Raw genomic sequence first — 11,795 nt, forward strand, 5'->3', positions numbered from 1 at the left:
GCGAGACGGCCGCTCCCGGAATGCGTCGGGATTCACCTTGCCCCTCTGGAGAACAGTGTTATGGATGCTGCCACGCAACTGGCGCGCAGTCATGAGATCGCCGCGGAGATTGTCCACGTGCTGCAAAAGCGCACGCAGCACGCGCTGGAGCAGTACGGGAAGCGGTTGAGCGAAGCATTCGACGGCAGCGACAGCCCCGGCCACGACCCGGGCGCCGCGCCCTTCGCCACCGCGCTCTCGCCGTTGAGCGCATGGCGTTACGCGGTCGACACCGTCCAGCGCGCGTTGCTGTTCTGGGACACGCTGCGCGAGCGCGGCACGCAATACGTCGAGCGCGCGGCCCAGGGGCTCAAGCCGGTGCTGCATTTCGACTACGACGTGGTGCTCGACGGCCGGCAGTTCGAGCGGCCCGTCAATTACGCACTCGTTCACATCCAGGCGCCGGACGGCGTGATCGTCGACGCCGCCAAGCGGCCCTACCTGATCATCGATCCGCGCGCGGGCCACGGCCCCGGTATCGGCGGCTTCAAGGACGATTCGCAGGTCGGCGTGGCGTTGCGCGCGGGGCATCCGGTGTACTTCGTCGTGTTCTTCCAGGAACCCGAGCCCGGCCAGACGCTGCTCGACGTGTGTGCGGCGGAACAGGCGTTCGTCCGCAAAGTGCGGGAGCTGCATCCGGACAGCCTCAAGCCGGCCATCGTCGGCAACTGCCAGGGCGGCTGGGCCGCGATGATGCTCGCGAGCTCGTCGGCGGACGATACGGGCCCGATCGTCATCAACGGCGCCCCGATGTCGTACTGGAGCGGCGCGTGGAGCGACGGGCCCGGCGACAATCCGATGCGCTATGCCGGCGGCCTGCTCGGCGGCACCTGGCTCGCGTCGTTCGCGTCGGACCTCGGCAACGGCAAGTTCGACGGCGCGCATCTCGTCCAGAACTTCGAGAACCTGAACCCGGCGAACACGTGGTGGGACAAGTATTACCACGTGTACGACCACATCGACACCGAGCCGCCGCGCTTCCTCGAGTTCGAGCGCTGGTGGGGCGGCTACTACCTGATGAACCGCGAGGAGATCGAATGGATCACGCGCAACCTGTTCATCGGCAACAAGCTCTGGTCCGGCGAGGTGCGGGACGGGGCGGGCAAGGCGTTCGACCTGCGCGAGATCCGCTCGCCGATCATCCTGTTCGCGTCGATGGGCGACAACATCACGCCGCCGCAGCAGGCGTTCAACTGGGTCGCGGACATCTACGGCAGCACGGAGGAAATCAAGTCGCGCGGGCAGGTGATCATCGGGTTGATGGAAGAGGATGTCGGGCATCTGGGCATCTTCGTGTCGGGCAAGGTCGCGAAGAAGGAGCACGCGCAGATCGTCAGCGTGCTGGATGCCGTCGAAACGCTGCCGCCCGGCCTCTATGCGATGTCGATCGAGGAAGTGAACGGCGCCGACGGCAAGGTCGCTTACGAGGTCACGTTCGCCGAGCACCGTCTCGAAGAGATCGCGCAACACTTCAACCGCTTCGGGCGCAAGGACGAACATGCGTTCGAGGCGGTCGCCGAGCTGTCCGAATTCACGCAGCGCGCGTATGAACTGTTCCTGCAGCCGTTCGTGCAGCAGGCCTCGAACGAAACCACGGCGCGCCTGCTGCGGGATTTTCATCCGCTGCGCGTTCAGCGCTGGGCGTTTTCGGATCTGAACCCGTGGCTTGGCTGGCTGAAGCCGGCTGCCGACACGGTCAACGCGCATCGCCAGCCGGCCGACGATATCGAACCGTGGCGCAAGCTCGAACGCCGTGGCTCGGACATCATCAGCGCATCGCTCGATTTTTTTCGCGCGATGCGCGATGCGAGCACCGAGTCGCTGTTCTTCACGCTGTACACGAAGCCTTTCATGCTTCATTTCGCGGAACAGTATCGCGACCATCATGCCACTTCGCCGGTCGCGACGGATCCTCGCGACCTGCCGTTCGTGAAGGACGCGCTCGCGTCGATCGATCGGGGCGGCTACACGGAAGCGTTTGCGCGCGCAGCGTTTCTGCTCGAACGCAGCGGCGAGCCGTTTCCGCTGGCGCAACTGGCGACCGAGCGTGAACTTGCCGAAACCTACGCCGAGTATCTGCCGGATCTGCCGCCCGACCAATGGCGGCGCATCTATGGCGAGCAGGAAATCATCGCGACCTACGCGCCGCAGCAGGCCGTTGCCACGCTGCCGGCGCTGCTGGCCCGCCCGGAGGATCGCCAGCGGCTGCTGACGTTGCTGGACAAGCTGCTGGGCGATCCGCGCGTGCAGAGCGCGTCGGTGAGCGAGCAACAGTGGGCAGCGCTGCAACGCATCCGCGCGGTGCTGGGTGCGCCGCCCGCGCAGCGGCCGGCCAAGGGGCCGGTAGCGGCCCTCGACCGTGTGCAGTGACGGACAGCCAGGAACCACGATGGAAAACAGACACGAGAAATATCTCCGCCTCATCGAACACTGCAGGACGCTCGCGCCGATGCCGACGGCCGTCGCGCACCCGTGCGATCGAAGCTCGCTCGAGGGGGCGCTGGAGGCGGCGCGCAAGGGGCTGATCGAGCCGATCCTGGTCGGCCCGCGGGCCCGTATCGAAGCGACCGCCGCGGCGTGCGGGCTGTCGATCATCGATCACGAGATCGTCGATGCGCCGTACAGCGAGGCGTCGGCAGCGGCGGCGGTGCGGCTCGTTCGCGACGGGCGGGCGGCCGCGCTGATGAAGGGCAGCCTGCATACCGACGAGCTCATGGCCGAAGTGGTGCGTCACGATGCCGGATTGCGCACCGGCCGGCGCATCAGCCATTGCTTCGTGATGGACGTGCCCGCGCATGCCGATCCGCTGATCGTGACCGACGCGGCGATCAATATCGCACCGACGCTCGAGGACAAGGTCGACATCCTGCAGAACGCGATCGATCTTGCGCATGCGCTGGACTTTCCGCAGGTGCGCGTGGCGATCCTGTCGGCGATGGAGACGGTCAACCCGAAAGTGCCGTCGACGCTCGAAGCCGCCGCGCTGTGCAAGATGGTGGACCGGCGGCAGATTACCGGCGCGCTCGTCGACGGCCCGCTCGCGCTCGACAACGCGATCGATCCCGAGGCCGCGCGCATCAAGCAGATCGATTCGCCGGTGGCCGGGCACGCGAACGTGCTGATGGTGCCCAACCTCGAAGCAGGCAACATGCTCGCCAAGAGCCTGTCGTTCCTGGCCGGCGCGGACGCCGCCGGGATCGTGCTCGGTGCGCGCGTGCCGATCATCCTGACGAGTCGTGCCGATTCGTTGATCACCCGGCTGGCTTCGTGCGCGGTCGCGATGCTCGTCGCGAACGGGCAGCGTGAAGCGGCCACGCACGCGGGGTGATGCCATGGCAGACGTGATTCTGGTGTTGAATGCCGGCTCGTCGAGCATCAAGTTTTCCGCGTTCGACGTGCAGGGCGACACGCTCGGGCTGATCGTGCACGGCCAGGTCGAGGGGCTTTACACGGCCACCGCGCACTTCAGCGCGGTCGACCATCATGGGGAACATCACGAGCAGCGATGGGCCAGCGGCGAGGCGTTCGGCCATCACGAAGGGCTCGAGCAGATCGCCGCGTTCCTGGCGGCTCACCAGGAAGGGCATCGTCTCGCGGCGGTGGGCCATCGCGTCGTGCATGGCGGGCAACGCTTCAGCGGCCCGGTGCGCGTTACGCCCGAGATCGTGGCCGAGCTGGAGAAGCTCACGCCGCTCGCGCCGTTGCATCAACCGCACAACCTCACGCCGATTCGCATCCTCGAAACGGTGCAGCCCGGCATCGAGCAGGTGGCCTGCTTCGATACGGCATTCCATCGCACGCAGCCTGCGGTCAACCAGGCGTTCGCGCTGCCCGAGTCGATCACCCGCCGGGGCGTGCGCCGCTACGGCTTCCACGGGCTCTCGTACGAGTACATCGCGAGCGTGCTGCCCGACGTCGCGCCACAGGCCGCGCGCGGGCGCACGGTCGTCGCCCACCTCGGCAACGGCGCGAGCATGTGCGCGCTCGTGGCGGGCAAGAGCGTCGCGAGCACGATGGGGTTCACCGCCGTCGACGGGCTGCCGATGGGCACGCGCTGCGGCAACCTGGACCCGGGCGTCGTGCTCTTCCTGATGGACGAACTCGGGATGGACGTGCGCGCCGTCGAGGATCTGATCTATCGGCGCTCCGGGTTGCTCGGGGTGTCCGGTATCTCGAGCGACATGCGCACGCTGCTCGCGAGCGACGATCCGCATGCGCGCTTCGCGATCGAGCTTTACATCACCCGCATCGCGCGCGAACTCGGGTCGCTCGCCGCCGCCATGGAAGGCATCGACGCGATTGTCTTCACGGCCGGGATCGGCGAGCACGCGGCGGCGATTCGCGAAGGCGTGATGCGCCGTGCGGCCTGGCTCGGCGTCGAGATCGACGTCGATGCGAACCATGCCGGCGGGCCGCTGCTCACGACGGCGTCGAGCCGCGTGTCGGCGTGGGTGATCCCGACCAACGAAGAACTGATGATCGCGCACCATACGCGCCGGCTGATCCGGTGACGGCGGTCGAATCGAGAAAGGAGCCGTCATGGCCGAACTGCTGCTGATCAATGTCGAAGAACACGCACGCGACGACGAGGTCGGCGCGTTCCTGACCCGGTATGGATTCCCGCTGTTCGATTCGATCGAGCGCGTGCCGGCCGGGATCGGCGACCCGATCGCGCTGCTCAGGTTCAGTACGCTGTCGTCGGTGGCGCTCTACACGCTGCGCGCCCGGATTGATCACCTGTCGTGGCGGGGACGGTCGATTCGTGCGCATATCCTGCCGGATCGGAAGGTGTGAGGGGCTTTTCGCATCCGCGCGGTTGAAGGGGGGATGCGGGCCGATTCCCCTGTAAACGCGCCTCTCCAGCACGATTTTTGAATCGCCGTGTGTCGTGTTCACGCACAGATACGTTGGGATACAAAGCCTCTGGATGGATCGGATATAAATCCGGTGAAGCGATTCACACGGCAGCGCAGCGCCAGCGCCGCCGCCGCGAACGCGGATTCCCGAGCGCCCCTGCGCGCCGCGGGCCCCTTCCTTAGCGATCGACACTGGAGAACGAGTCATGCCTGAAACCGTGAACACCCGCCGCCGCCTGATCCTTGGTACGACGCTCGCAAGCCTGAGCCTCGCCGACCTCGGCTTCAGCGCCCTCGCGCATGCGCAGTCGGCGCCCGATGCCGCGCCCGCCAAGCGCACGGCCGGCGTCGTGTCGCTGGGCACGATTCACCAGATCGACGCGGGTGTGCTCAACGTCGGGTATGCGGACCTCGGGCCGAAGAACGGCCCCGTCGTGTTCCTGCTGCACGGCTGGCCGTACGACATCCATAGCTACGCGGAAGTCGCGCCGCTGCTCGTCGCGGCCGGCTATCGCGTGATCGTGCCGTACCTGCGCGGCTACGGGTCGACGACGTTCCGTTCGGCCGACACGGTGCGCAACGGCCAGCAGGCCGTGACGGCCGTCGACATCGTCGCGCTGATGGATGCACTCAAGATCGACCGCGCGGTGTTCGGCGGCTACGACTGGGGTGCGCGTACGGCCGACATCATTGCGGCACTGTGGCCGCAGCGCGTGAAGGCGCTGGTATCGGTGAGCGGCTACCTGATCGGCAGCCAGGCGGCGAACGCTACGCCGCTGCCGCCGCAGGCCGAGTTCCAGTGGTGGTATCAGTTCTATTTCTCGACTGAGCGCGGCGAACTCGGTTACACGCAGAACCGCGATGCGTTCAACAAGCTGATCTGGCAGCTCGCGTCGCCGAAATGGCAGTTCTCCGACGAAACCTATGCGCGCACGGCCGCGTCGTTCCAGAATCCCGACCACGTCGCCGTCGTGATCCACAATTATCGCTGGCGCCTCGGGCTCGCGAAGGGCGAAGCGCAGTACGACGACATCGAGCGCCGCCTCGCGGCCGGGCCGGCGATCACCGTGCCGACGATCACGATGGAAGGCGACGCGAACGGCGCGCCGCATCCGGCGCCGGCCGCGTACGCGAAGAAGTTCACCGGCAAGTACCAGCACCGCACGATCACCGGCGGCATCGGCCACAACCTGCCGCAGGAAGCGCCGCAGGCGTTCGCGGATGCGATCCTGCAAGTGGAGCACCTGTGATGCGGGCGCGCGTGGGCGCAATGCGTCGCGGCATGCGACGCACGGTCGTCGCGGGCGTGCTGCTGGCCGGCGCGTGGTCGGCCAGCGGTCCGGCCGCATTCGCGGAGCAGCCGAAGCCGGCCGCCGCCGCTTCGCCGATCTATGGCGTGACGATCCCGCCCGGCTACCGGAAGTGGGAAATGGTCGCGCCGGCCGAGGAAGCCGCACCGCTCGATGAACTCCGTGTGGTGCTCGGCAACCCCGTCGCGATCCGCGCACTCGAGCAGGCGACGCTGCCGTTCCCGGACGGCACGATCCTCGTGAAGCTCGCGTACAAGCGCAAGCAGTCCGACGAGCTCCCGAGTGCCACGGTGCCGGGCCAGGCGACGACCGTGCAGGTGATGGTGAAGGACTCGCGCCGCTATGCGTCGACGGGCGGCTGGGGCTTCGGGCGCTTCATCAACGGCGTACCGGCCGATATCGGCCAGCATCAGACGTGCTTTGCGTGCCACCAGGCGCGCGTGAAGAACCACGACTACGTGTTCACGCGGCTTGCGCCGTGACGCGCGTGGTGTGACGGGTTCGACGGAAAGGCGTGCCATGCGTGGCGCGCCTTTTTTCATGGTGGGCGGGCTGGGGGACAGCGAACGATGCGACAGCCCGGTTTGTATCGCACTGTATCTGCGGCGGCTCCTGAAAAACTGGCATGCAGAAAGCACCCGTTTCGGAAACATCGCAGATACGTGCGCGGGTTCTACTGTCGACATGCAGGAAACGTTCGATGCCAGCTGAACTGGATCGGATGCCGAATGATCGACTGACCTACCTCTCTCAAGGAGAACCCTCATGAAAGCCGCTCGAATCCTCGCCGTTGCCGTCCTCGCCGCCATCCCCGCCCTGTCGTTCGCCGATACCGGCCACGGCCTCACGCGCGCCGACGTGCGCGCCGATCTCGTCCGCCTGGAGAAGGCCGGCTACCGCCCGGCAAGCAGCGAAGCGAACTATCCGAACGATATCGCGGCCGCGGAGAGCGCCGTCGCCGCGCAGCAAGTCGCGCGTTCCGACCAGAATGGCCCGTCGAAGTCGCAAGGCGACAACGTGGCCGATGCGTCGACGCCGGCCGGCCATCGCGACGCGGCCCAGTCGCGCTCCGCACGGAACGCTGCCGACGACCTGTACGCGCATTCGTGATGGTCTGCCGCGCTTGCCGCAGGCTGGCGCGGCCACCCCTGCAGCACCACATGTGAAAAACACAACAGAGCAAGGAGCATGACGATGGCCGGTTCGATGAAACGCGTTCTGGTATCCGCCGCGGTGATCGGCGGACTGTTCGGTGCGGTGGCGGCACAGGCCGCGCCGAAGGAAGATCTGAAGGGCACGAACGTCGTGCTCGTGCACGGCGCGTTCGCCGACGGGTCGAGCTGGAACCGCGTGATTCCGCTGCTCGAGGCGCGCGGGCTGCACGTGGTGTCGGTGCAGAATCCGCTGAGCTCGCTCGCCGACGATGCCGCCGCGACGAAGCGCACGGTGGACGCGCAGAAGGGGCCGGTCGTGCTGGTCGGCCATTCGTGGGCCGGCGTCGTGATCAGCGAGGCGGGCAACGACGACAAGGTGAAGTCGCTCGTGTACGTCGCCGCGTTCGCGCCCGACAACGGCCAGTCGATCGCCGACGTCACGCAGGGGCTGCCGGCGCCCGCGTGGGCCGGTGAGCTGCGCAAGGACGCGGGCGGGTTCGCGACGCTGTCGGACAAGGCGATCGCACGGGATTTCGCGCCGGACCTGCCGCCCGCGCAGCAGCGCCTCGTTGCGGCGACCCAGGGGCCGTGGTATAGCGGTTGCATCTCGGAGAAGGTTACGCAGGCCGCGTGGCATGCGAAGCCGTCGACGTTCGTCGTCGCGACGCAGGACAAGATGATCGACCCGACGCTGCAGGAAGCGATGGCGAAGCGGATCGGTGCTGCGGTCACGCGCGTGAACGGCAGCCATGTGTCGATGCTGAGCCAGCCAAAGGCCGTGGCCGACGCGATCATCGCGGCCGCCGAACGCGCGAAGCAGGATACGCAGTGAGTGAACGCGGCACCGCGCTTTCGTGGGGAAGCGCGGCGCATGAGCGAGTGTGATGTCCTTCCACCAGGAGAAGTCATGACGGAACTCTGGCAACTGCCCGCAACCGAACTCGCGAAGCGCGTGCGGCATCGTGACGTGTCCGCGCGAGAAGTAGCGGATGCGGTGCTCGATCGTCTCGAGGCGGTGAATCCGGCGATCAACGCGGTGGTCGAACATCGGCCCGACGATGTCCGGCGGCAAGCCGACGAAGTCGATCGCGCGATTGCGCGCGGCGACGATCCGGGGCCGCTCGCAGGCGTGCCCGTCACCGTGAAGATCAACGTCGACCAGGCGGAATTCGCGACGACCAACGGCACGCGCCTGCAGGAGAACCTGATCGCGCACGCCGACAGCCCGGTGGTCGGCAACATCAGAAAGGCCGGCGGGATCCTGCTCGGCCGCACCAATTCGCCGACGTTCGCGTTGCGCTGGTTCACGTCGAATCTCGTGCATGGCCACACGCGCAATCCGCGCAACCCGTCGCTGACGCCGGGCGGATCGAGCGGCGGCGCGGCGGCAGCCGTGGCCGCCGGGATCGGTCCGCTTGCCGTCGGCACCGACATCGGCGGTTCGGTGCGTTATCCGGCCTACGCGTGTGGCGTGCATGGCATTCGTCCGTCGCTCGGTCGCGTGCCGGCGTTCAATGCGTCGTCGCCCGAGCGTGCGATCGGCGCGCAGCTGATGTCGACGGCGGGGCCGATTGCACGCACGATCGACGATCTCTCGCTCGCGTTGCGTGCGTTCGCCGCACCGGACCCGCGCGATCCGTGGCACGTGGCGGTGCCGTTCGACGGGCGCGAGGTGCCGAAGCGCGCGGCGCTGTGCGTGCGGCCGGGTGGGTTGCAGGTCGTGCCCGAGGTCGAGGCCGCATTGCGCGATGCCGCGCGGCGGTTGGTCGATGCCGGCTGGACCGTCGACGAGATCGACGACACGCCGCCGATGCGCGAGGCGGCACTGTTGCAGGAGCAGCTCTGGCTCGGTGACGGCTTCGACGCATTGACGAGCGCGGTCGCGAACGACGGCGATCCGGGTGCGGCTGCCGTGGTCGAGGCGGTGCGCGGCAAGGTGCGCGACCTGCCGGCCGACGTGATCAGCCGCGCGCTCGTCCGGCGCACGACGCTGACGCGGCAGTGGCGGCTGTTTCTCGACGCGTATGCGGTGGTGCTGCTGCCGGTGTCGTCGGAACTGCCGTTCCCGGACGATCTCGACCGCCAGGGGCAGCACGGGTTCGATCGCGTATGGGAGGCACAGCTTACGTTGCGCGCGCTGCCGGCGATGGGGCTGCCCGGGCTGGCCGTGACGACGGCGCTCGTGAATGGCGTGCCGGTCGGCGTGCAGGTGGTTGCGGCGCATCATCGCGAGGATCTGTGCCTGCTCGCGGGGCGCGATATCGAAGCGCGCGGCGTGCCGGTCGCGCCGGTCGATCCGGTGGTGTGAGGCGTTGAAGCGCGAGTGCATCGGCGATGCCCATCCGGCATCGTGCCGATGCATTCCGGCAACCCGCCTGGTTTCCCGAGTCGTCCACGCATGCGCGCCCTTGCATGCATGCCATTTCGGATTCCGTTGCAACGCGCCGCACGCCGCGTTGATCGTCTTTCTCGAACCCTTTCAAATTCCTTCGATGCGTGACATCGAACGGTCACCCTTCTTCCCGTCCTGCTCGCCGATGAACCCGCCCCGATAGCGCACGTCTGCTATTGCATTCCCCGTGGCGCTGATTAGGAAATGAATTTTTATTGGTTCAGCTTGCCCGGCCGCAATCGCATAGTGGCGCTGACGGCTATAGACAGCACGCAAGCTGCAACGGCCGCATTCCCGGTGTCTTTGATCATACGAATCAACGAAAACAAGGAAGTGTCATGACGGTTGCATTGGAAGAACGAACTGCTGCGCAACAGGCGCTCGAAGACGCGCGCGAAGCGGCTACGGCGGCCGGCACCACCTATGCGGGCGGCGTCGCGCCGGAAGTGGCGTGGGCGTTGTTCTCCGCCGGCGATGCATTGCTGGTGGACGTACGCACTGCCGAGGAACGGAAATTCGTCGGCCACGTGCCGGAATCGCTGCACGTGCCGTGGGCGACGGGCACGAGCCTGACACGCAACCCGCGCTTCGTGCGCGAACTGGAAGCGAAGACCGGCAAGGAGGCCGTCGTGCTGTTGCTGTGCCGCAGCGGCAACCGTTCGGCGCAGGCGGCCGAGGCGGCGACGAAGGGCGGCTTTACGCAGGTATTCAACGTGCTCGAAGGGTTCGAGGGCGACCTCGACGAGCGGCAGCAGCGCGGCGGCAGCAATGGCTGGCGTTTCCGCGGCCTGCCGTGGGCGCAGGACTGATTCACGGCCGTTACGGGGAGAAAGTAGCATGGCCGCATTCGACATCGACGACATCGTTCAATCGCTGCAGACCGTGCGCCGCGCATGGCGCGAGAAGCAGCGGCGCTCGCTCGAACCGGGCGGGCGCGACCTGCCGGCGCGCGAGGCGCTCGCGCAGATCATCGGCGCGCTGAAAGGCGTGCTGTTCCCGATGCGGCTCGGGCCGCCCGACCTGCGCCAGGAGAGCGAGAACTTCCACGTGGCCCACGCGCTCGACGCCGCGCTGAATGCGCTGCTCGCGCAGGTGAAGCTGGAATTGCGCTACGCGGCGCGGCAGCGCAATGCCGACGGGCCGGTCGACAACGTCGATGAAGTGGCGTCGACGGCCGTGCAGGCCTTCGCCGCGCGCTTGCCCGAGATTCGCCGGCTGCTCGACAGCGACGTGCTGGCCGCGTTCCATGGCGATCCGGCGGCCGGCAGCGTCGACGAGGTGCTGCTGTGCTACCCGGGCATCCTCGCGATGATCCATCACCGGCTCGCGCACGAGCTGTACGGGCTCGGCCTGCCGCTGCTCGCGCGGATCATCGCCGAGCAGGCGCATGCGGAAACGGGCATCGACATTCATCCGGGCGCGCGCATCGGCGCGGGCTTCTTCATCGACCACGGCACGGGTGTCGTGATCGGCGAGACGGCGATCATCGGCGAGCGCGTACGCGTGTACCAGGCCGTCACGCTCGGCGCGAAGCGCTTTCCGCGCGATGCGGATGGCCATCTGGAGAAGGGGCACGCCCGCCATCCGATCGTCGAGGACGACGTGGTGATCTATGCGGGCGCAACGATCCTCGGCCGCGTGACGATCGGACGCGGCGCGGTGATCGGCGGCAATGTGTGGCTCACGCAGGACGTGTCGCCCGGCGAAAACGTCACGCAGGCCGTGCTGCGCAGCGAAGCGAACGCCGCGCCGCGCGCGGCGGCGCGCGTCGCCTAGGAGGCGCAATGAGCGACCTCATCCATCACTTCGGCGCCACCGTGCGCAAGCTGCGTGAAGCACGCACATGGTCGCAGGAGCAACTGGCCGAGCATGCGGGGCTGAACCGCTCGTATGTCGGCGAGATCGAGCGCGGCGAGGCGATCGCATCAATCGTCACCGCCGACAAGATCGCGCGCGCGTTCGACGTGTCGATCTCGACCCTGCTGCCGGGCGCGTGCGTCACCTGAGGCTGCCTCGTTTCATTTCCCTTTCGGTTGCACGCGAC

General features: G+C 67.5%; 13 protein-coding genes. All 13 read left to right on the forward strand.

Annotation, left to right across the window (positions count from 1 at the left end; all coding sequences use genetic code 11):
• Positions 1 to 60: 60 nt before the first annotated feature.
• The 13 genes from CFB41_RS19615 to CFB41_RS19670 all read left to right on the forward strand — a co-directional run bounded on the left by CFB41_RS19615 (position 61) and on the right by CFB41_RS19670 (position 11,757).
• The gene (locus tag CFB41_RS19615) at positions 61 to 2,409 is read left to right on the forward strand and encodes a DUF3141 domain-containing protein (protein ID WP_089457587.1); all 2,349 of its coding nucleotides are present in this window, start codon (positions 61 to 63) and stop codon (positions 2,407 to 2,409) included.
• 19 nt (positions 2,410 to 2,428) lie between these two features.
• On the forward strand, positions 2,429 to 3,367 hold the full coding sequence (locus CFB41_RS19620; protein ID WP_089457588.1) for a phosphate acetyltransferase: 939 nt from the start codon (positions 2,429 to 2,431) through the stop codon (positions 3,365 to 3,367).
• 4 nt (positions 3,368 to 3,371) lie between these two features.
• Positions 3,372 to 4,550, forward strand: coding sequence for an acetate/propionate family kinase (locus tag CFB41_RS19625; RefSeq protein ID WP_089457589.1), 1,179 nt, complete (start codon positions 3,372 to 3,374; stop codon positions 4,548 to 4,550).
• A 28-nt stretch (positions 4,551 to 4,578) separates the two neighbouring features.
• The gene (locus CFB41_RS19630) at positions 4,579 to 4,833 is read left to right on the forward strand and encodes a hypothetical protein (protein WP_089443285.1); all 255 of its coding nucleotides are present in this window, start codon (positions 4,579 to 4,581) and stop codon (positions 4,831 to 4,833) included.
• Between the two features lie 268 nt (positions 4,834 to 5,101).
• Complete coding sequence (locus CFB41_RS19635; protein ID WP_089457590.1) at positions 5,102 to 6,145, forward strand: alpha/beta fold hydrolase; 1,044 nt, start codon at positions 5,102 to 5,104, stop codon at positions 6,143 to 6,145.
• The gene (locus CFB41_RS19640) at positions 6,145 to 6,687 is read left to right on the forward strand and encodes a cytochrome P460 family protein (protein WP_089443283.1); all 543 of its coding nucleotides are present in this window, start codon (positions 6,145 to 6,147) and stop codon (positions 6,685 to 6,687) included. The genes CFB41_RS19635 and CFB41_RS19640 overlap by 1 nt, the downstream gene beginning before the upstream one ends.
• A gap of 37 nt (positions 6,688 to 6,724) precedes the next feature.
• Positions 6,725 to 6,916 (forward strand): hypothetical protein, encoded by a 192-nt coding sequence (locus tag CFB41_RS37620; RefSeq protein WP_144029955.1) that lies wholly within the window; start codon positions 6,725 to 6,727, stop codon positions 6,914 to 6,916.
• A gap of 54 nt (positions 6,917 to 6,970) precedes the next feature.
• The gene (locus CFB41_RS19645; RefSeq protein ID WP_089457591.1) at positions 6,971 to 7,315 is read left to right on the forward strand and encodes a DUF4148 domain-containing protein; all 345 of its coding nucleotides are present in this window, start codon (positions 6,971 to 6,973) and stop codon (positions 7,313 to 7,315) included.
• 84 nt (positions 7,316 to 7,399) lie between these two features.
• Complete coding sequence (locus CFB41_RS19650; protein ID WP_089458928.1) at positions 7,400 to 8,191, forward strand: alpha/beta fold hydrolase; 792 nt, start codon at positions 7,400 to 7,402, stop codon at positions 8,189 to 8,191.
• 75 nt (positions 8,192 to 8,266) lie between these two features.
• Positions 8,267 to 9,667, forward strand: coding sequence for an amidase family protein (locus CFB41_RS19655; RefSeq protein ID WP_089457592.1), 1,401 nt, complete (start codon positions 8,267 to 8,269; stop codon positions 9,665 to 9,667).
• 422 nt (positions 9,668 to 10,089) lie between these two features.
• Positions 10,090 to 10,560, forward strand: coding sequence for a rhodanese-like domain-containing protein (locus CFB41_RS19660; protein ID WP_089457593.1), 471 nt, complete (start codon positions 10,090 to 10,092; stop codon positions 10,558 to 10,560).
• A 28-nt stretch (positions 10,561 to 10,588) separates the two neighbouring features.
• Entirely contained in the window at positions 10,589 to 11,527 is a 939-nt protein-coding gene (gene epsC, locus CFB41_RS19665) for a serine O-acetyltransferase EpsC (RefSeq protein ID WP_089457594.1), read from the forward strand.
• A gap of 8 nt (positions 11,528 to 11,535) precedes the next feature.
• Positions 11,536 to 11,757, forward strand: a complete 222-nt coding sequence (locus CFB41_RS19670; RefSeq protein ID WP_089457595.1) for a helix-turn-helix domain-containing protein — start codon at positions 11,536 to 11,538, stop codon at positions 11,755 to 11,757.
• Positions 11,758 to 11,795 lie beyond the last annotated feature (38 nt).

Source organism: Burkholderia sp. AU33803 (assembly GCF_002223095.1).
GTDB lineage: Bacteria > Pseudomonadota > Gammaproteobacteria > Burkholderiales > Burkholderiaceae > Burkholderia.

Coding starts and splice junctions, on each gene's coding strand:
- CFB41_RS19615 (WP_089457587.1), top strand. CDS start 61: ATGGATGCTGCCACGCAACTGGCGCGCAGTCATGAGATCGCCGCGGAG.
- CFB41_RS19620 (WP_089457588.1), top strand. CDS start 2,429: ATGGAAAACAGACACGAGAAATATCTCCGCCTCATCGAACACTGCAGG.
- CFB41_RS19625 (WP_089457589.1), top strand. CDS start 3,372: ATGGCAGACGTGATTCTGGTGTTGAATGCCGGCTCGTCGAGCATCAAG.
- CFB41_RS19630 (WP_089443285.1), top strand. CDS start 4,579: ATGGCCGAACTGCTGCTGATCAATGTCGAAGAACACGCACGCGACGAC.
- CFB41_RS19635 (WP_089457590.1), top strand. CDS start 5,102: ATGCCTGAAACCGTGAACACCCGCCGCCGCCTGATCCTTGGTACGACG.
- CFB41_RS19640 (WP_089443283.1), top strand. CDS start 6,145: ATGCGGGCGCGCGTGGGCGCAATGCGTCGCGGCATGCGACGCACGGTC.
- CFB41_RS37620 (WP_144029955.1), top strand. CDS start 6,725: ATGCGTGGCGCGCCTTTTTTCATGGTGGGCGGGCTGGGGGACAGCGAA.
- CFB41_RS19645 (WP_089457591.1), top strand. CDS start 6,971: ATGAAAGCCGCTCGAATCCTCGCCGTTGCCGTCCTCGCCGCCATCCCC.
- CFB41_RS19650 (WP_089458928.1), top strand. CDS start 7,400: ATGGCCGGTTCGATGAAACGCGTTCTGGTATCCGCCGCGGTGATCGGC.
- CFB41_RS19655 (WP_089457592.1), top strand. CDS start 8,267: ATGACGGAACTCTGGCAACTGCCCGCAACCGAACTCGCGAAGCGCGTG.
- CFB41_RS19660 (WP_089457593.1), top strand. CDS start 10,090: ATGACGGTTGCATTGGAAGAACGAACTGCTGCGCAACAGGCGCTCGAA.
- epsC (WP_089457594.1), top strand. CDS start 10,589: ATGGCCGCATTCGACATCGACGACATCGTTCAATCGCTGCAGACCGTG.
- CFB41_RS19670 (WP_089457595.1), top strand. CDS start 11,536: ATGAGCGACCTCATCCATCACTTCGGCGCCACCGTGCGCAAGCTGCGT.